Genomic DNA, 18,775 nt, shown 5'->3' with positions numbered 1-18,775 from the left:
GCCTACCAGCCTCCGGCGACCAGAAACACAGCGCCGATGAGCACGACGATCTGGCTGCGCCAGTCGCGGATGATGAAGACGACCGGATCGTCATGCATCTCGTCGCGGCGGGCGAGAATCCAGACGCGGATGGTCAGGTACAGGACGATCGGCGCCAAGGGCCAGACCAGCCACGGGTGGGGATAGAGTTCGCGCACCGCAACGCTGTCCATATAGAGCGCCAGCACCAGCGCCGAGGAAAAGGCCGAGGCCATGCCCGCCTGGGCGACGATCTCCTGGTCTTCGGTGCGGTAGCCGCGGCCGGCAATGCGTTCGCCGGCCGGAATGGCGGTCATGCGCAGCTCGACAAAGCGCTTTACCAGCGCCAGCGACAGGAAAAAGAAGATCGAGAAGGCCAGCAGCCAGAACGAGACGTCGACGCCGGTCGCCGCGGCGCCCGCCAGAACGCGGATCGTGTAGAGTCCGGCCAACGTCAGCACGTCGATCAGGAGCATGCGCTTGAACGACAGCGAATAGGCGGTGGTGATGACTATGTAGCCGCCGAGCACGCCGAGGAATTCGATCGGCAGCAGAAGCCCTGCACCAACGCCCATTGCAAGCAGCACCATCATCGAACCGAGGCCGAACGGGATCGACAGCGCGCCGCTGGCGAATGGCCGGTTGCGCTTGGTCAGGTGTTTGCGATCGAGCGCGAGATCAAAGAAATCGTTGAGGATGTAGATGGCGGAAGCGACTGCGCTGAACGATACGAATGCCAGCAGGCATTCCCAGACCATGTCGGCGTTGAAGTATTCGTGCGACAGTACCATCGGCACCGCGATCAGCGAGTTCTTCAGCCACTGATGAACGCGCAGCATTTTGACGATGGTTCTGAACGTCGTCTTCGGCGCTGGCATCATTTCGGCACCGTGGGCGGCCTGCCAGCGCGCAGCATCGCGGTCGGGCGCGACGACGATTGCCGCGCGCGCGGCGTCGAATACCCTAAGGTCATGCCGGCTATTGCCGGCATAGTCGAAGCCGCCATCGCCATAGGCGGCGACAAGCGAGGCGCGCTTTCTGCCTGAGGTCATGTTGTGGGGGCCGTCGGTCGCCAGGACGCGATCGAATATCCCGAGATGTGCGGCGATCGCCTCGGCGAATTTGCGCGGCGTGCCGGTCGCCAGCACGATCTGGCGGCCCTCGCCATGTTCAACGCGAAGGCGCTGAAGCAGCGCCTCGCGGTAAGGCAGCGATGCAGGGTCGATGTCGACGCGTTGAGCGATGGCCTGCTTCAACCGCGCCGGTCCGCAGGCAAGCCAGAACGGTACGAGGAAAATATAGAGCGGATTCTTCTTGAGAAGGATGAACAGCCCTTCCCACAACAGGTCCGTCGCGATCAGCGTGCCGTCGAGATCGACCGCAAGCGGAATTGCGTTCCTGTCCGACCGCGCGTCCATTTTCCGTTGCCGTGCCTGAAAGCGCATGATCCCGAAAACCGATCTCTCGGAAGGGATCATGCACCGGTCCAAAATCCGCGCCGTGCTTGGGCGTCTTCGGCCCGATATAACGGGGAACAGCGCAGCGAACGTTAAAACGCCCAGCCTGGCCTGGTTTGCGTGACGGTATTTCCCCCTTCATCGTTAAGTTTCGCTGACCCGAAACAATAAAAGGCCGGGCATTGCCCGGCCCTCGAAAAATCGTCAACGTTTTTTGACGCGGCTACTTGATACGGGCGACGCCGCCCGAGATTTCGATTGTTTCCGAACCGGTCAGCGCCTCGAGATCGCCATTCGGCATGGTAACGAAACAGCCGGTCGGGCAGAATTCCGCAGTTTCGCCGGCGGCCAGCGCCAGCTCCGTCTTGCCACCGCCTTCGGTCACGACGAGTGTGCGGGTCTCGGCGTCCTTGTTGGTCGCGCTGGCGCCGAAGGCTGAACCGCCCACGGCAAGAAAAGCGATGGCGGCGACGAGAGACTTCCACATTTGCAATATCGGTGTTTCCACCGCCTCTGTTTGCATTTCGCAAGGCATTCTCGCCCTTTGCATGTGAGCTTATATGAGATGCAAGCTGAACGGCAACTGAATGCCGCATTCATGCCGCAATTGCTTTCGCTGTGTCGAAAGCCGGTGTTACCTGAATATCAAGATAACCTAGTCGGGATCCGGCTTGCGGATCCTGCGCCCCGATTTGGCCAAGCGTTTCGCCTCGGCCGCGGCTTCGGCCGCCGCGCGCTCCTTCTCGGCGAATTCAGCCTCGATCTGGTCATCGTCGATCGGCCATGCGTCATGCTTCTTGGTCTCGACGACGGCGCGCGGCGCCGATGGAATTTCGATATGCTGGTCGGCGAAAACATCGAGGACGGCAAACCGGATGTCGTTCTGCACGATGTTGCCATTCATGACGTCGGCCAGGAACACACGAATTTCGAATTCGAGAGCGGCCGGCCCGAAATTGGTGAACAGCACGAAGGGTTCGGGATTCTTCAGCACCAGTGGATGGCCGCGCGCAATCTCCAACAGCGTAGCATGGGCCTGCTTGACGTCGCTCCCGTAGGCGACGCCGACCTTGATGTCGATTCGACCAAGCTTGTTGCGGTGCGTCCAGTTGCCGACGGCATTGTTGATCAGGTTTGAATTGGGCAGGATCACCGACTGCCGCTGGAACGTCTCGATCTCGGTAGCGCGCACACTGATCTTCTTGACTGTGCCGCTGATGTCACCGGCGACGATCCAGTCGCCGACCTTGAACGGCCGCTCGGCCAAAAGAATCAGACCGGAGACGAAGTTGGAGACGACATTCTGCAGGCCAAAGCCGATACCGAGGGACAGGGCGCCGGCGACAAGCGCCAGATTGGAGAGATCGATGCCCGCCGCCGAGACGCCGACGAGTGCTGCGAGCGCCACGCCGGCGTAGCCGACCGCCAGCCGGATTGAGTTTCGCACGCCGGTGTCGACTTTACCGCGCGCCATCACCGAGCCGTCGAGCCAGCCCTGGAACCAGCGCGTCAGGAAATAGCCGATGATGAAGACAATGATGCCCGTCAGGATGCCGGTCACCGAGATCGTCACCGAGCCGATGGTGAGGCCCGTCGCCAGCTTGTAGCCCCAGGCCTGGATGTCGCCGGGCTGGAAGCCCCACATCAACAGGATCAGCGGCAGGAACACCAGCACGATCATCAGGTTGATGGCGACGCTGACGACCAGGCCGAGCTGGTCGAGCGCGGACTCCTCATAACTGGAATTGGTCGATAGCCAGCGCCCGATCGATGTGTTGGCAAAGCCGCCTTCCTCGCTGATCGCCCGCGCCGACAGGAAGCCGATATAGGCGGTGACCAGAATGGTGCCGGTGACCACGACTTGCAGCGAGACGAAGATGGCAAGGCCGATATAGCCGAGCAGCGCAGTGGCAATAGTGAAAAGGCCGATAGCGACCGCCGTGTAGCGCAGCCACGCCGGCCAGGGACGCCAGCTTCCGTCGGCAGCCTTGAACGGTTTCAGCAGCCCCATCAGGATCAGGATGACGCCGACGATGATGGTGGCGACAAAACTTCTGGCGATGGTCAGCGACAGCGGCGAGCCCATTTTGTCGTTGACGACCGACAGGAAATTGTTGACGCCGATCACCACCGCCATGGCGGTCGTCAGCCGCACCAGCCAACGTGCCGGGCCGGTTTCAACGGGGATGAGCCGCCAGTTCGGCAGCCGCGGCTCCAGCGCCGCATTGGCCAGCCGGTTAACGCAGAACACCACCGCGATGACCCCGACCAGCGCATTCAGGAAAACGCCAATGTCGCCGCGCAACACGTTATAGTAGTTGAAAAAGAATACGGTCGAGACGAGGAAGACGCCGACCGCCAGCGTCGGCAGCAATGTCGACCAGAACGCCACCGACAGCCGGCTGAGATAGGACGGATCCTCGACGGAAGGGTCTGCTTCGAAGACACGCCCGAACAGACGCCGTCCACCGACAAAAAGCACCGCCGCCAGGGAAAGCGCCGTTAAGGTCGCGGCCAGCATGGCCTGGAACTTGAACTTGAAGGCGAAGGTCAGCCAAGACGACACCGCTTTGTAGAAGCCGCTAAATTCACCGTTAGCATCGGAAATGACCTCAGGGCTCAGAGCGTCGGACAGCACATAGCGCTTGGTGAGCAGATTGCGAAACAGCTCGCTGCGCATATTGGCGATCTTGGCGATGAGGCCGCTGATGCGGATCGAGAGGTTTTGCGCCGCGGCGATGACAGCATTGATCTCGGCCTTTTCGGACGCCAGCGCCTGGCGTTCGCTGGTCACGATATCGGGTTCGGGTGGCTGGCCCGCGGCCGGCGCCGCCCCGAGCTGATCGAGCCTTGCGTTGATCTCCGAAAGGCGCGGGCGGAAGGCAAGCGCGCTGTTCAGCGCACCTCGCGACATTTCCTCGAGCTGCAGGCGGATATCGACAAGGCTGGCGTCGTCGTCACCGTCCTCCTGGATTTCCCTTTCGAGTTTGTCGGTCCTCGTCGTCAGGTCCTGCAGGATTTTCTGCTGGTCGGCGACCACCCCGGACGCAGCCTGGTCAAGCCCCTGCGCCGCCGCATCAAGCGAAAGCGGCGCCGAGGCAACGATCGCCAGGACCAGAACGAAGCGGAGCAGTCGGAAAAGCATGATCGTTTGGCGACTCACAGGCGGTAAGGCATTCTAAAGCTCGTCCTTGATAAAGACGCTCATACCGGGGAGCAAGCCGTCCGCTCTGTCCGGCGGTCTCGGCGTCGGCCAGTCGAAAAGCGATGGCGCAATATTGGCTTTGCGGCAGCGGCCTGCTCTATAGTGTGCCGCATCGCCCAAAACGGATGACAAAAAGCCAGAACGGATAACAAAAGAATGGCGGAATATTCGGCCTTCTCGCTTCTCAAAAACGCGCTGACCGGCAACAAGGACTGGAAACCGGCCTGGCGCAAGCCGGACCCGAAGGCGTCCTATGACGTGATTGTCATCGGCGGCGGCGGCCACGGCCTGTCGACCGCCTATTATCTCGCCAAGGAGCACGGCATCACCAATGTCGCGGTGCTGGAAAAAGGCTGGCTCGGATCCGGCAATGTCGGCCGCAACACGACGGCTGTCCGCTCCAATTACCTGCTGCCTGCCAACACCCGCTTCTACGAACATTCGATGAAGCTGTGGGAGAACCTCTCGCACGACCTCAACTACAACGTCATGTTCTCGCAGCGCGGCTGCCTGAACCTGGCGCATACGCCTGCCCAGCTCGACGATCTTGCCCGGCGTGGCAACGCCATGCGCCATCTCGGCGTCGACGCCGAACTGATGACCACGGCGGAAATCGCCCGCCTGATACCTGCGCTGGACGTCTCGGGGGCGGCTCGCTTCCCAGTCGTCGGCGGGCTGATGCAGCCGCGTGCCGGCACCGCCCGCCACGATGCTGTCGCCTGGGGCTATGCGCGCGGCGCCGACCGTCGCGGCGTCGACATCATCGAGAATTGCGAGGTCACCGGCTTCCTGCGTGAAGGCGACCGCATCACCGGCGTGTCGACGTCGCGTGGTGAGATCCGTGCCAAGAAGGTGGCGGTCGCGGTGGCCGGCAGCACCGGACGGGTCATGCAGCTTGCCGGCATCGAGACGATGCCCATCGAGAGCCATGTGCTGCAGGCCTTCGTGACGGAATCGCTGAAGCCGTTCGTCGACACCGTCCTTACCTTCGGCATGGGCCATTTCTACATGTCGCAGTCAGACAAGGGCGGCCTCGTCTATGGCGGCGATCTCGACGGCTATAACAGCTACGCCCAGCGCGGCAGTTTGCCCATCGTCGACGAAGTGATGAGCGAGATGCTGGCACTGTTTCCGGGTCTCGCCCGCGTCCGCATGCTGCGCTCGTGGGGCGGCGTCTGCGACATGTCGATGGACGGTTCGCCCATCATCACCACCGGTCCGCTGCCTGGCATGTATCTCAACTGCGGCTGGTGCTACGGCGGCTTCAAGGCGACGCCGGCCTCCGGCTGGTGCTTTGCCTGGACCATCGCCAAGGATGAACCGCACGACTTCAACGCGCCCTTCACGCTCGATCGCTTCCATCGCGGCCTGGTGATCGACGACAAGGGCCAGGGCGCGACGCCGCGGCTGCATTAGACCATGCCCCCGAACCGTAGGTCAGCAAAAAGTGGAAATCGGTTTTCGGACAAAATCATGGTCAAACAAGAAGATACAGTTCCATGCTGATTACCTGCCCCTATTGCGGCCCGCGCGACGTCATCGAGTTCACCTATCAGGGCGATGGCAACCGCGAGCGCCCTCAGCCTGCCTCGCAGAACCTCGATGCCTGGAACGCCTATGTCTATGACCGGTTGAACCCGGCGGGCGACCACAACGAGATCTGGCAGCATTCCGGCGGCTGCCGCGCCCATCTCAGGGTCGTGCGCAACACGCTGACACACGAGATCTCCAGCGTCGCCTTCGCCCGCGGCGACCACAAATCCGCCGCGCGGCACAAGGCGGAGGGCAAGCCATGAGCCCGCGCCGCGCCGATGCCGGCGGCCGGATCGACCGGCTGCGAACCATCCGGTTCACCTTCGACGGTACGCCCTACACCGCCCATGCCGGCGACACGCTTGCCTCAGCGCTGCTGGCCAACGGCGTTACCCTGTTCGGGCGCTCGTTCAAATATCACCGCCCGCGCGGCGTACTCACCGCTGGCGTCGAGGAGCCGAATGCCCTGGTGACGGTACTGCAGGGCGAGGTTCGCGAGCCCAACATTGCCGCCACCATGATCGAGATCTATGACGGGCTGACGGCCGTCAGCCAGAACCGCTTTCCATCGCTGTCCTGGGATGTCAGCGCCGCCAACCAGCTCGGCGGCAAGCTTCTGTCCGCCGGCTTCTATTACAAGACCTTCATGGGACCCGCGATCGGCCCGCTGAAGAGCACGCGTTTCTGGATGTTCTGCGAGCATTTCATCCGCCGCGCCGCCGGTCTTGGCCGCGCCGGAACTGCTCCCGACACGGCGCGCTACGAGCGCATGAACGCTTTCTGCGATGTGCTGGTGGTCGGCTCCGGTCCGGCCGGGCTGATGGCCGCCAGGGCCGCCGCCGATCAGGGCGCGCGTGTCATCCTCAGCGAGCTCGAACCGCATTTCGGCGGCTCGGCCAACTGGTCGGGCGAGACGATCGACGGAATGCCGGCCGCCGACTGGGCAGCGCGAGCCGCCGGCCAGCTCGAAGGCTATGACAATGTCCGCCTGCTGCCGCGCACCACGGTCTGGGGCTATTACGACGGCAACACGCTCGCCGCGCTCGAACGGGTCACCGATCACAAGGAGAGGCCCGGCAAGGGCGAACCGCGCCATCGCTACTGGACCATCCGCGCCAAATCGGTGGTGCTGGCCACCGGCTCCTTCGAGCGGCCGCTGGTGTTTCCGGGCAACGACCGGCCGGGTGTGATGCTGGCGCATGCCGCCGAGCGCTACGCCAACGAGTACGGCGTGCTGCCGGGCAACAGGATCGCGCTCTTCACCAACAATGACAGCGCCTATCGCTCCGCCCTTGCGCTGAAGAAGGCCGGTGCGGCGATCGTCGCCATCGTCGACGTGCGGCCGGAGCTTTCGAGCGAGATGCGCGAGCTCGCCGACGAAGTGGAGGCCAAGAACCTTTCCGCTCACGCCGTGGTCGCCACCGAAGGCGGCAAGGCGTTGTCCGGCATCAAGGTGCAGCGCTTCGACATGGTCAACGGCGCGCTTGCCGGCGATCCGCGCAGCATTCAAGCCGACTGCCTGCTGATGTCGGGAGGCTGGTCGCCGACCATCCATCTGGCCAGCCAGGCCGGCGCCAAGGCGGAATGGAATGCCGCCAGACAAGCCTTCCTACCACCGAACGCGACGCAGCGATGGATTGGCGCCGGCGCCTTCACCGGCAGTTTTTCCACCGCCGAGGCAATCGCCGAAGGCCGCGCCGCCGGCCTTTCCGCGGCGGGTGGAACGGGCACGCCAATGGCCTTGCCGGTCGTCGAAGCCGCACCCGGCGGCCCCGATCCGGCGCCGGTGTTCGAGATTAGGGCCGACGGAAAAAGCTTCGTCGATTTCCAGCACGATGTGACCGCCGAGGATGTGCGGCTTGCGCATCGCGAAGGCTTCATCTCGGTCGAGCATCTGAAGCGTTACACCACGCTCGGCATGGCGACCGACCAGGGCAAGAGCTCCAACGTACCCGGTCTCGCCATCATGGCCGAAGCGTTGGGCAAGCCGATTCCTGAGGTCGGTACGACCCGTTTTCGTCCGCCCTTTTCGGCCGTGTCGATCGGCTCGCTGGCCGCCGAACGGTTCGGCGACCTGAGGCCCGAACGGCTGACGCCGATGCATGACTGGCACGTCGCCAACGGCGCGACCATGTATTCAGCCGGCCTCTGGTATCGCCCGATGATCTATGGCCATCCCGGCGAGACGATCGAGCAGGCCTATGTGCGCGAAGCCAGGGCGACGCGCGAGAGCGCCGGCATCGTCGACGTCTCGACGCTGGGCAAGATCGCCGTGCAGGGTCCGGACGCGGCGGAATTCCTCGACCGGGTCTACACCAACATGTTCTCGACGCTGGCCGTCGGCAAGGCCCGCTACGGGCTGATGCTGCGCGAGGACGGCCTCGCCTTCGACGACGGCACGACATGGCGGCTCGGCGAACAGGACTTCTTGATGACCACCACCACGGCCAATGCCGGCAAGGTGATGCAGCACCTGGAATATTTCCTCGACGTCATCTGGCCGGAGCTGAAGGTCCACGTCACCTCGGTGACCGACCAATGGGCGGGTGCGGCGATCGGCGGGCCAAAGGCGCGAGCCATTCTTGCCGCTTGCGTCACCGGCACTGCCGTCGACAACGCCGCACTGCCCTTCATGGGCATCGTGCATGGCAAGATATCAGGCGTGCCGGTGATGATCTGCCGGCTTTCCTTCTCCGGCGAAATGGCCTTCGAAGTTTACTCCGGCGCAGGCTACGGCACCCATGTCTGGGAAGCGTTGATCGAAGCCGGCAAGCCGTTCGGACTGGTGACTTACGGGCTTGAGGCGCTGGGCACGATGCGCATCGAGAAAGGCCACGTCACCGGCGCCGAGATCGACGGCCGCACCACGGCGCGCGACCTGCATCTCGACTGGATGCTGTCCAAGAAGAAGCCCTTCATCGGCTCGGCTATGATGGATCGCGAGGGCCTGATCGCACCCGGCCGTCTGGAACTCGTCGGGCTGATTTCGCTGGACAACCAGCCGCTCAACGGCGGCGCGCACATCGTCGAGGCGCTTGACGAAGCCAATCCGCACGATTCCATCGGCCACATCACTGCTTGCTGCTATTCGCCGGCGCTCGGCAAGTACATCGCGCTCGCTTTGGTCAAGGACGGCAAGGCACGGCGCGGCACGCGCGCCAATATCTCCGATCCCCTGCGCAACCGGTTCGGCCCGGTCGAGATCGTCTCCAACCACTTCTTTGATCCGGACGGGAGCCGCATGCATGGTTGAGCGCCAATCACCGCTTGAGCCGGCACCGCTTGAGCCGGAACTGCGCACCGGCTCGCACGGCGATTTCGAACACGGCATCGATGTCATCCTCTCCGAAACCAGGCCAGGGTCGATCCTGCAGCTCGCTGCTTGGCCGGGCCAGGAGAAGGAGTTGATCGCCGGTATTCGCACCGTGACCGGCCTTGCTCTGCCCGATGGCGCCGGCGCCGGCAGCACCGACGGCGTGAGATCGGTGTTCGGCTTTGCGCCGGGGAAATTCACTGTGGTCGATGAGGCCGAAGGCCTGTCATCGGCCTTTGCCAATGTCGTCACCCCGGCGATCGGCACGGTGACCGACCTGTCGCATGGCCGCACCGCGATCCGCATCGCCGGACCGAAGGCCGAATGGGTGCTGGCAAAATTCTTCGCCATCGACTTCGCGCTGCCGGCCTTCCCGGTCGGTGCCGGCCGCTCGACCATGCATCATGACGTCTTCGCCCAGATCCAGCGCACCGGCGCCGACCAATTCGACGTCTATGTATTCCGCTCGTTTGCGCGCTCGTTCTGGAAGGCGCTCTGTCACGCCAGCGAGGAAGTGGGTTACGAGGTACAGTAGGCCGATACGGCGTATCGTCACCTCACTTGGCGCCACCTCATGGGGCGAACGTCACCCATTCTTCCAGCGGCGCGCGGTCGGTGCGGAACTCGTTTTCGGGCTTGGATGTATCCTCGTGGCCGAGCGCCATGCCGCAGACGACGATCTCCTCGTCTGGAATGTTGAGCACCGGCCTGATCTGCTTGTGATAGGGTGCAAAGGCCGCCTGCGGGCAGGTGTGCAGGCCCCTGCCCCGTGCCGCCACCATGATGTTCTGCAGGAACATGCCGTAATCGATCCACGACCCCTTGTTCAGCCGCCGATCGACGGTGAAGATCATGCCGACCGGCGCGTCGAAGAAGACGAAATTGCGGTCGTGCTGCGCGCGCATCCTGTCCACCTCGCGACGGCCGATGCCGAGCACGCTGTAAAGGCCGAAGCCGTTCGCCCGTCGCCGGGTGAGATAGGGTTCGAAGAACTGGTCGGGATAGTAGCGATACTCGTCCCACTCGGCCTTTTCGGCCCGGATGCCGGAATTGAGAATGGCGTCGGTGATCCGCTGCTTGACCTCGCCCTTGGTCACGTAGACCCGCCAGGGCTGCATGTTGGTGCCCGAAGGGGCGCGAGCGGCAACGGCGAGAATGGCGCGGATCGTGTCGTCGTCGACCATGTCGGGCAGAAAGGCCCGCACCGAGCGGCGCGACGTGATCGCCTCGTCGACGATCGCGGCATCATCTGTAATCTTAGTCCTGTTTTCCAGCATGGGCGTCCCTTTGCGCGTGACCCGGAAACCGGAATCGATTCCGGAACGGATCATGCGCCGTCCAGAAAATGAAAGAGCACCATTGCGGGTCCAATTTGACGCGTGGCGCTCTATCGTAAGCCTCGATCGGGCGCCCTCACTCGCCGTTCGTGGCCGAGCCTTTGCCTGAACCGCCAAAATGGCGCAAGCAAATCTTGTGGCCTCATGAAAATTCTCTTGATTTTTTCACGAAATTGACCTCTCATGAAATTTGCCCCGATTTTTTCACCGAAGGGATTTTTTCAGCAAGATAAATTTCATCAAGAGAAACGGCTTTGCCCTCAACCGCTGTCAGATCGGAGCAGGAAAACGGCGAACGGCTGCTGGCCGGCGATATCAGGGCGCTGCGCAGGGCGCGCGGACTGACGCTTGCCGAGATCGGCCTGAAGCTCGGCCGCTCGGTCGGCTGGGTCAGTCAGGTCGAGCGCGGCCTGTCGATACCATCGCTTAGCGATCTCAGGGCCTTCGCGGAATTGTTCGGCGTGCCGGTCAGCCTGTTCTTCAGCCACGATGTTCCCGTCGAGAACGAGCGCGGCGTGGTCGTGCGCGCCGGCAGCCGCCGCACGCTTGGTACAAGCGATTCCGGCCTGGTGGAGGAGCTTCTGTCGCCCGATCTCGGCGGTAGCTTCGAGATGCTGCGTTCGGTCTTCGCGCCGGGTGCTGAACTGAAGACCGAAGCGCGCCGGCCGACGGAGGAAGCCGGGTATGTTGCTTCCGGCAGCTTCGACATCGAGATATCAGGCGTCTGGCACCGGCTTGGTGAGGGTGACTCCTTTCGCTTCGACGGCAAGCCGTTCCGCTGGCGCAACCCTGGGGCGGAGCCAGCGGTAGTCATCTGGGTGGTTTCGCCACCTGTTTATTGAATGCATGTCGCCCAAAAGTGTGCAGCGGTTTTGGGATGACGACATGCTTCGAACAAAAAACTAAGCGCAACGCGCTTTAGGTTTGGAGAAAAACATGGCCGGTTTGCCGACCACGGCACGTGTGGTGATCATCGGAGGCGGTGTCGTCGGCGCCTCCTCGCTCTACCATCTCGCCAAGGCGGGCTGGGCCGACTGCGTGCTCCTGGAAAAGAATGAGCTCACCTCCGGCTCGACCTGGCATGCGGCCGGCAACGTGCCGACCTTCTCCTCGTCATGGTCGCTGATGAACATGCAGCGCTATTCGACGGAGCTCTATCGCGGGCTGGCCGACGCGGTCGGCTATCCCATGAACTACCACGTCACCGGCTCGCTCAGGCTGGCCCATACAGCCGAGCGCATGCAGGAGTTCCAGCGCGCCAAGGGCATGGGCCGCTATCAGGGCATGGACATAGACGTGGTCGGGCTCGACGAGATCAAGCGCCGCTATCCGTTCATCGAAACGCATGAGCTGAAGGGCGCGCTCTACGATCCGAGCGACGGCGACATCGACCCGGCGCAGCTGACCCAGGCGCTGGCCAAGGGCGCCCGCGACATGGGTGCGAAGATCATTCGCTTCTGCCCGGTCACCGGCGTGCGCCGCGAGAAGGATGAGTGGGTGGTCGAGACGGCGCAGGGCGAGATCCGCTGCGAGATCGTCGTCAATGCCGCCGGCTACCGCGCGGCTGAAGTCGGCAGGATGTTCGGGCGCGACGTGCCGATGATGGTGATGAGCCATCAATATATCCTGTTCGAGGAAATCCCCGAACTTGCCGCGTGGTCGAAGGAGCAAGGCAAGAAACTGCCGCTGCTGCGCGACGTCGACACCTCCTACTATCTGCGCCAGGAAAAGAACGGCATGAATCTTGGCCCCTATGAGCGCAATTGCCGTGCGCATTGGGTCGGCCACAACGACCCGATACCCGACGATTTTTCCTTCCAGCTGTTCCCCGACGATCTCGACCGGCTGGAGGACTATCTGGCCGATGCCGTTGCCCGCGTGCCGATTCTCGGCACCGCCGGACTGTCCAAGGTCATCAACGGCCCGATCCCCTACGCGCCGGACGGCAACCCGCTGATCGGCCCGATGCCCGGCGTGCCCAACGCCTTCGAGGCCTGCGTCTTCACATTCGGCATCGCCCAAGGTGGTGGCGCCGGCAAGGTGCTGGCCGAATGGGTGACTGAGGGCCAGACCGAGTGGGACAAGTGGTCCTGCGATCCGCGCCGCTTCACCAGCTTTGCCTCGGCCCCGGATTACTGCGTCGCCAAGGGCATGGAAATCTACGGCAACGAATACGCCATTCAGTTTCCGCGCCATGCCTGGCCGGCTGGGCGCGACCGCAAACTGTCGCCGATCCATGATCGCATTAAGGCGCTCGGCGCCTGCTTCGACGCCTATAATGGCTGGGAGCGCGCCACCTGGTACGCGCAAGCCGGCGACGAGGTTTCGGAAGCCGCAACGCTGACCTTCCGCCGTGACGGGCCGTGGCAGCATCGCGTCCGCGAAGAATGCCTCGCCGTGCGCGACGCCGCCGGCATTTTGGACCTGCCCGGCTTTTCCCGCTTCAACCTCGACGGCCCTGGCGCTGCGGAATGGCTGAGCCAGCAGGTTACGGGGCTGGTGCCGAAACCCGGCCGCATCGGCCTCGTCTATTTTGCCGACGACAAGGGCCGCATCGTCACCGAAATGTCGGTGGTGCGCCACGACGAGAATTTGATGACGCTGATCACCGCCGCCGTGGCGCAGTGGCACGATTTCGAGTGGCTGAAATGGCGCATGCCGAAGGACGCTTCACTCAGGCTGGTCGATCGGACCGAGGAATACTCCACGCAGATCCTCGCCGGGCCCAATTCGCGAAATATCCTCGCCGATGTCTGCGCCGCCGACCTTGCTCTGCCCTGGCTGACGCACCAGGAGACGACGGTCGCCGGCCGTTGGGCAAGGCTGGTGCGCGTTTCCTTCGCCGGCGAACTCGGCTGGGAGATCCACACCAAGGTCGACGACACCGCCGCCGTCTTCGACGCTGTCTGGGCGGCCGGCCGGAAGCACGGCCTGAAGCCGTTCGGCATGTACGCGCTGGATTCGCTGCGGCTCGAAAAAGGCTATCGCGCCTGGAAAGGCGACCTGTCGACCGACTATTCGATCCTGCAGGGTGGGTTGGAGCGTTTCGTCAGATGGGACAAGCCCGACTTCCGCGGCAAGGCAGCGCTTCAGAACGAGAAGCAGCAGGGCGTCAAGAAACGCTTTGTCACGCTGATCATCGAAAACCCCGGCGACTGCGATGCGCCCACCATGTCGACGCTGTGGCATGACGGCAGGATAGTCGGCGAGACGACGTCCGGCGGCTGGGGTCATCGCATCGACAAATCGATCGCGCTCGGCATGCTGCGCGCTGATCTCACTGAGCCGGGAACCACGGTCGAGGTCGAGATCTTCGGCGAGCGCTTCAAAGCGATCGTGCAGAAGGACGAACCGCTGTGGGATCCAAAGAACGAGAGGTTGCGCGCGTGAAGACAGTTATCCTCACTGACGGCGGCATGGGTCAGGAACTGGTACGCCGCAGCAAGTCCGATCCCACCCCGCTATGGTCGGCCAGGGTGCTGATCGACGAACCGGACCTGGTGCGCGACCTGCATGCGGAGTTCATCCGGGCCGGCGCCCGTGTCATCACCATCAACACCTATTCGGCAACGCCCGAACGGCTGGCGCGGGAGGGCGCGGAAGAGCTGTTCAAGCCGCTGCAGAAGCGCGGCATGGAACTGGCAAGGCAAGCTCGCGACCAGGCCGGCGACGCGGCAATCGCCGGCTGCCTGTCGCCCCTGTTCGGCAGCTACGCGCCGGCACTGACGATATCCTTCCAGGATACGCTCGACATCTACCGCCGGGTCGTTGCCGAGCAGGCTGACGGCGTCGATCTGTTCCTGTGCGAGACCATGGCGTCGGCCGAGGAGGCGCGCGCGGCTGTCACCGCGGCGTCGGAGAGCGGCAAACCGGTGTGGGTGTCTTGGACACTTGCCGATCACGGCGCACCACGACTGCGCAGCGGCGAAGCCATTGCGGCTGCGTCGAGCGCTCTCGACGGGCTGCCGGTCGCAGCTAGACTGGTCAATTGCTGCAGGCCCGAAGCGATTGCTGCAGCGTTGCCCGAACTGATCTGCCTCGGCGGCCCGGTCGGCGCCTATGCCAACGGCTTCACCTCGATTGAGGCGCTCAAGCATGGCGGCACCGTGGAAGTGCTGCACGCCCGCCACGACCTTGATCCGGACGCCTATGCAGGCCAGGCGGTCGGCTGGGTCGAGGCCGGCGCCGGCATCGTCGGCGGCTGCTGTGAAGTCGGACCGCCCCACATCGCCGTCCTGCGCGACCGGCTCGAACAGGCCGGCTACGAACTTTCGGGAGTAGCATAATGCCCAGACCATCATTGCGCATTTCCGGCATCGTGCCTTCCGGAAAGGATGGCTGGGAGGTTCATTTCGCTGCCTGGACACGCAAGGAGGCCGGCGAGGACATCATCATGCTGTCGGTTGGCGACCACGATTTCGATACGCCGGCGCAGACGATCGAAGCCTGCGTGACCGCGGTTCGCGCCAGCAACCACCACTACACCCCGCTTCCCGGCATTCCGCGCCTGCGCAAGGCAATGGCGGCGGCATCGACCGCGTGCACCGGCGTTGCGACCAACCCCGGCCAGGTCATCGCCACGCCAGGCGGACAGGCAGCGCTTTACGCGGCGGTACAAGCCGTTCTCGACCAGGGCGACCATGCCATCGTGGTGGCGCCCTATTACGCAACCTACCCCAACACGTTCAGTGCAGCGGGCGCCGATTTCACCGTGGTCGAGACACCCGCCGAGGATGGTTTCCAGCCGCGAGCCGCCGACATTCGTGCCGCGCTCCGGCCGAACACGCGCGCCATCCTCATCAATACGCCCAACAACCCGACGGGTGCTGTCTACTCGCGCCAGCGGCTGGAAGACCTGGCGCAGATCTGCCGGGAACATGACCTCTGGCTGCTGTCGGATGAGGTCTATTGGACGCTGGGCGGCGGCGAGCACATCTCGCCGCGCTCGCTGCCCGGCATGGCGGAACGCACGCTGGTCATCAATTCCATGTCGAAGAGCCACGGCATGACCGGCTGGCGCATGGGCTGGCTGACCGGGCCCGAAGAGATGATCTCGCTACTGACCAACCTCAATCTGGTGACGACCTACGGCCTGCCGGCCTTCATCAGCCTCGCTTGCGCCGAGGCGCTGGAAAGCGGCTACGGCGTCAAGGAGATCGCCGAACGCTATGCCGCAAGGCGCAGCGTCGTCCTCGACGCCATGCACGGCATGAACAACATCACCGTGCGCGGCTCCGAAGGCGGCATGTATGTCATGCTCGACATCTCGGCCATCGAGCCGGACGACGAGAAATTCGCCTGGGCTTTCCTCGACAAGGAAAAAGTCGGCGTCATGCCGGGCTCGAGTTTCGGCGAGGCCGCCGCCGGCCACATCCGCGTCAGCCTCTGCCAGCCCGAGGCGATACTTTTGGAAGCAGCCCTTCGCCTGCGCCGCTTCGCTTCCAACTATCGCCGCGAGGCCGCATGACAAAGAGTGTTCCCACCAAAGCCCGTGCCGTCATCATCGGCGGCGGTGTTTCCGGCTGCTCGGTCGCCTATCATCTGGCCAAGCTTGGCTGGACCGACATCGTTCTCCTCGAACGTAAGCAGCTGACTTCTGGAACGACATGGCACGCCGCTGGCCTGATCGGTCAGTTGCGCGGCTCGCAGAACATGACGCGACTGGCGAAATATTCGGCCGACCTCTACGTCAAGCTCGAAGCTGAGACCGACGTCGGCACCGGCATGCGGCAGGTCGGTTCGATCACCGTGGCGCTGACCGAGGAGCGCAAGCACGAGATTTATAGGCAGGCGTCTCTCGCCCGCGCGTTCGATATCGACGTGCGCGAGATTTCGCCTGATGAAGTCAAGGAGATGTACCCGCATCTCAACATTTCCGATGTGGTCGGCGCCGTGCATCTGCCGCTCGACGGCCAGTGCGACCCGGCCAATATCGCTATGGCGCTGGCCAAGGGTGCGCGCCAGCGCGGTGCGACGATCGTCGAGAACGTGAAGGTAACCAAGGTCCATACCAGGGATAGCCGCGTTACCGGCGTCTCCTGGGCGCAAGGCGACGAGCAAGGCATGATCGAAGCCGATGTCGTCGTCAATTGCGCGGGCATGTGGGCGCGCGAGCTCGGGCGCCAGAACGGCGTCACCATCCCGCTGCATGCCTGCGAGCACTTTTACCTCGTCACCGAACCGATCCCCGGCCTGACCCGCCTGCCGGTGCTGCGCGTGCCGGACGAATGCGCCTACTACAAGGAAGACGCCGGCAAGATGATGCTCGGCGCCTTCGAGCCGGTGGCCAAGCCATGGGGCATGGACGGCATCCGCGAAGATTTCTGCTTCGACCAGTTGCCGGAGGATTTCGAGCATTTCGAGCCAATCCTTGAAATGGGCGTCAACCGGATGCCGATGCTGGCCAGCGCCGGCATCCACACTTTCTTCAACGGTCCCGAGAGTTTTACGCCTGATGATCGCTACTATCTCGGCGAGGCGCCGGAGCTTTCCGGCTATTGGATGGCGACCGGCTACAATTCGATAGGCATCGTTTCCTCCGGCGGCGCCGGTATGGCCCTGGCGCAATGGATCAATGACGGCGAGGCACCCTTCGATCTGTGGGAGGTCGACATCCGCCGCGCCCAGCCGTTCCAGAAGAACCGCCGGTACCTGAAGGAGCGCGTCTCCGAGACGCTCGGCCTGCTCTATGCCGACCATTTTCCGTACCGCCAGATGGCGACCTCGCGGAACCTGAGACGCTCGCCGCTGCACGAACATCTGAAGGCGCGCGGTGCGGTGTTCGGCGAGGTTGCCGGCTGGGAGCGCGCCAACTGGTTTGCCAGGCCCGGCCAGGAGCGCGAATACCGCTATTCATGGAAGCGGCAGAACTGGTTCGACAACCAGCGCGAGGAACATCTGGCCGTCCGAAACGGCGTCGGCCTGTTCGACATGACCTCGTTCGGCAAGATCCGTGTCGAGGGCCGCGATGCCTGCGCCCTCCTACAGAAACTCTGCGCCAACGACATGGACGTGGCGCCGGGCAAGATCGTCTATACCCAGATGCTCAACCAGCGCGGCGGTATCGAGAGCGATCTCACCGTCTCACGGCTATCTGAAACGGCCTACTTCCTTGTCGTGCCTGGCGCGACGCTGCAGCGCGATCTCGCGTGGCTAAAAAAACACCTGTCCCATGAATTCGTCGTCATCACCGATGTCACCGCTGCCGAAGCCGTGCTCTGCCTGATGGGCCCGGATTCGAGGAAGCTGATTCAAAAGCTGAGCCCGAACGATTTCTCCAACGAAAGCAATCCGTTCGGAACGTTTCAGGAGATTGAAATCGGCATGGGGCTGGCCCGCGCCCACCGTGTAACCTATGTCGGCGAACTGGGCTGGGAGCTTTATGTCTCGACCGACCAGGCCGCCCACGTGTTCGAGGCGATCGAGGAGGCCGGCGCCGATGTCAGCCTAAAACTCTGCGGCCTGCACACGCTGGATTCCTGCCGCATCGAAAAGGCCTTCCGGCACTTCGGCCACGACATCACTGAGGAGGACAATGTTCTGGAGGCAGGCCTTGGCTTCGCAGTGAAGACTGCCAAGGGCGATTTCCTTGGCCGCGATGCCGTGCTGAGAAAAAAAGAAACCGGATTGGACCGGCGGCTGCTGCAGTTCCGCCTGAAAGAAACGCAACCCTTGCTCTTTCACAATGAGGCGATCCTGCGCGACGGCAAGATCGTCGGCCCGATCACCTCGGGCAATTACGGCCATCATCTCGGCGGCGCCATCGGCCTCGGCTACGTGCCTTGCAAGGGCGAGAGCGAGGCGGACGTGCTGTCGTCGTCCTACGCGATCGAAATCGCCGGCGAACGCTTTGCCGCCGAGGCATCGCTGAAGCCGATGTATGATCCGAAATCGGAACGGGTGCGGATGTAGC

At 63.4% G+C, this 18,775-nt stretch carries 13 protein-coding genes; 9 read left to right on the top strand and 4 right to left on the bottom strand.

Going from position 1 to position 18,775, the window contains the following annotated elements; genetic code table 11:
* Window positions 1-2: 2 nt before the first annotated feature.
* The 3 genes from EN807_RS23135 to EN807_RS23125 all read right to left on the bottom strand — a co-directional run bounded on the left by EN807_RS23135 (window position 3) and on the right by EN807_RS23125 (window position 4,620).
* Entirely contained in the window at window positions 3-1,436 is a 1,434-nt protein-coding gene (locus EN807_RS23135) for a UbiA family prenyltransferase (protein ID WP_135936819.1), read from the bottom strand.
* Window positions 1,437-1,698: 262 nt separating this feature from the next.
* On the bottom strand, window positions 1,699-1,962 hold the full coding sequence (locus tag EN807_RS23130) for a hypothetical protein (RefSeq protein ID WP_029351968.1): 264 nt from the start codon (window positions 1,960-1,962) through the stop codon (window positions 1,699-1,701).
* 168 nt (window positions 1,963-2,130) lie between these two features.
* Window positions 2,131-4,620 (bottom strand): mechanosensitive ion channel family protein, encoded by a 2,490-nt coding sequence (locus EN807_RS23125; RefSeq protein WP_135936818.1) that lies wholly within the window; start codon window positions 4,618-4,620, stop codon window positions 2,131-2,133.
* 216 nt (window positions 4,621-4,836) lie between these two features.
* On the opposite strand from EN807_RS23125, the gene EN807_RS23120 reads away from it, so the two are divergent.
* From EN807_RS23120 to EN807_RS23105, 4 genes are all read left to right on the top strand, one after another.
* Window positions 4,837-6,096 carry a sarcosine oxidase subunit beta gene (locus EN807_RS23120; protein ID WP_127319473.1) on the top strand — a complete coding sequence of 420 codons (1,260 nt, stop codon included), beginning with the start codon at window positions 4,837-4,839 and terminating at the stop codon, window positions 6,094-6,096.
* Between the two features lie 83 nt (window positions 6,097-6,179).
* Window positions 6,180-6,476: a sarcosine oxidase subunit delta gene (locus EN807_RS23115; RefSeq protein WP_135936817.1), complete on the top strand. Its 297-nt coding sequence runs from the start codon at window positions 6,180-6,182 to the stop codon at window positions 6,474-6,476.
* Complete coding sequence (locus tag EN807_RS23110; RefSeq protein WP_135936816.1) at window positions 6,473-9,466, top strand: sarcosine oxidase subunit alpha; 2,994 nt, start codon at window positions 6,473-6,475, stop codon at window positions 9,464-9,466. Before EN807_RS23115 ends, EN807_RS23110 begins: the two co-directional genes overlap by 4 nt.
* Window positions 9,459-10,061, top strand: a complete 603-nt coding sequence (locus tag EN807_RS23105) for a sarcosine oxidase subunit gamma (protein ID WP_135936815.1) — start codon at window positions 9,459-9,461, stop codon at window positions 10,059-10,061. Before EN807_RS23110 ends, EN807_RS23105 begins: the two co-directional genes overlap by 8 nt.
* Before the next feature lie 37 nt (window positions 10,062-10,098).
* Here EN807_RS23105 and EN807_RS23100 read toward each other — a convergent pair whose 3' ends face one another.
* Window positions 10,099-10,803, bottom strand: coding sequence for a nitroreductase (locus tag EN807_RS23100; RefSeq protein WP_135936970.1), 705 nt, complete (start codon window positions 10,801-10,803; stop codon window positions 10,099-10,101).
* 314 nt (window positions 10,804-11,117) lie between these two features.
* On the opposite strand from EN807_RS23100, the gene EN807_RS23095 reads away from it, so the two are divergent.
* From EN807_RS23095 to EN807_RS23075, 5 genes are all read left to right on the top strand, one after another.
* Window positions 11,118-11,705: an XRE family transcriptional regulator gene (locus EN807_RS23095; protein ID WP_135936814.1), complete on the top strand. Its 588-nt coding sequence runs from the start codon at window positions 11,118-11,120 to the stop codon at window positions 11,703-11,705.
* A 94-nt stretch (window positions 11,706-11,799) separates the two neighbouring features.
* Window positions 11,800-14,253 (top strand): FAD-dependent oxidoreductase, encoded by a 2,454-nt coding sequence (locus EN807_RS23090; protein WP_135936813.1) that lies wholly within the window; start codon window positions 11,800-11,802, stop codon window positions 14,251-14,253.
* Entirely contained in the window at window positions 14,250-15,149 is a 900-nt protein-coding gene (locus tag EN807_RS23085; protein WP_135936812.1) for a homocysteine S-methyltransferase family protein, read from the top strand. The genes EN807_RS23090 and EN807_RS23085 overlap by 4 nt, the downstream gene beginning before the upstream one ends.
* Window positions 15,149-16,330: a pyridoxal phosphate-dependent aminotransferase gene (locus EN807_RS23080; RefSeq protein ID WP_135936811.1), complete on the top strand. Its 1,182-nt coding sequence runs from the start codon at window positions 15,149-15,151 to the stop codon at window positions 16,328-16,330. The genes EN807_RS23085 and EN807_RS23080 overlap by 1 nt, the downstream gene beginning before the upstream one ends.
* Window positions 16,327-18,774 carry an FAD-dependent oxidoreductase gene (locus EN807_RS23075; protein ID WP_135936810.1) on the top strand — a complete coding sequence of 816 codons (2,448 nt, stop codon included), beginning with the start codon at window positions 16,327-16,329 and terminating at the stop codon, window positions 18,772-18,774. Before EN807_RS23080 ends, EN807_RS23075 begins: the two co-directional genes overlap by 4 nt.
* Window position 18,775 lies beyond the last annotated feature (1 nt).

The organism is Mesorhizobium sp. M5C.F.Ca.ET.164.01.1.1 (genome assembly GCF_004792125.1).
GTDB classification, from domain to species: Bacteria; Pseudomonadota; Alphaproteobacteria; order Rhizobiales; family Rhizobiaceae; genus Mesorhizobium; species Mesorhizobium wenxiniae.
The sequence above is the reverse complement of the archived record's forward strand: the minus strand, read 5'-3'. Positions and strand labels throughout refer to the sequence as shown.

Excerpts from the sequence above, each read along its gene's own strand:
- EN807_RS23130 (WP_029351968.1), bottom strand. The coding sequence starts at position 1,962 with ATGTGGAAGTCTCTCGTCGCCGCCATCGCTTTTCTTGCCGTGGGCGGT.
- EN807_RS23125 (WP_135936818.1), bottom strand. The coding sequence starts at position 4,620 with ATGCTTTTCCGACTGCTCCGCTTCGTTCTGGTCCTGGCGATCGTTGCC.
- EN807_RS23100 (WP_135936970.1), bottom strand. The coding sequence starts at position 10,803 with ATGCTGGAAAACAGGACTAAGATTACAGATGATGCCGCGATCGTCGAC.
- EN807_RS23120 (WP_127319473.1), top strand. The coding sequence starts at position 4,837 with ATGGCGGAATATTCGGCCTTCTCGCTTCTCAAAAACGCGCTGACCGGC.
- EN807_RS23090 (WP_135936813.1), top strand. The coding sequence starts at position 11,800 with ATGGCCGGTTTGCCGACCACGGCACGTGTGGTGATCATCGGAGGCGGT.
- EN807_RS23110 (WP_135936816.1), top strand. The coding sequence starts at position 6,473 with ATGAGCCCGCGCCGCGCCGATGCCGGCGGCCGGATCGACCGGCTGCGA.
- EN807_RS23105 (WP_135936815.1), top strand. The coding sequence starts at position 9,459 with ATGGTTGAGCGCCAATCACCGCTTGAGCCGGCACCGCTTGAGCCGGAA.
- EN807_RS23135 (WP_135936819.1), bottom strand. The coding sequence starts at position 1,436 with ATGGACGCGCGGTCGGACAGGAACGCAATTCCGCTTGCGGTCGATCTC.
- EN807_RS23080 (WP_135936811.1), top strand. The coding sequence starts at position 15,149 with ATGCCCAGACCATCATTGCGCATTTCCGGCATCGTGCCTTCCGGAAAG.
- EN807_RS23115 (WP_135936817.1), top strand. The coding sequence starts at position 6,180 with ATGCTGATTACCTGCCCCTATTGCGGCCCGCGCGACGTCATCGAGTTC.
- EN807_RS23075 (WP_135936810.1), top strand. The coding sequence starts at position 16,327 with ATGACAAAGAGTGTTCCCACCAAAGCCCGTGCCGTCATCATCGGCGGC.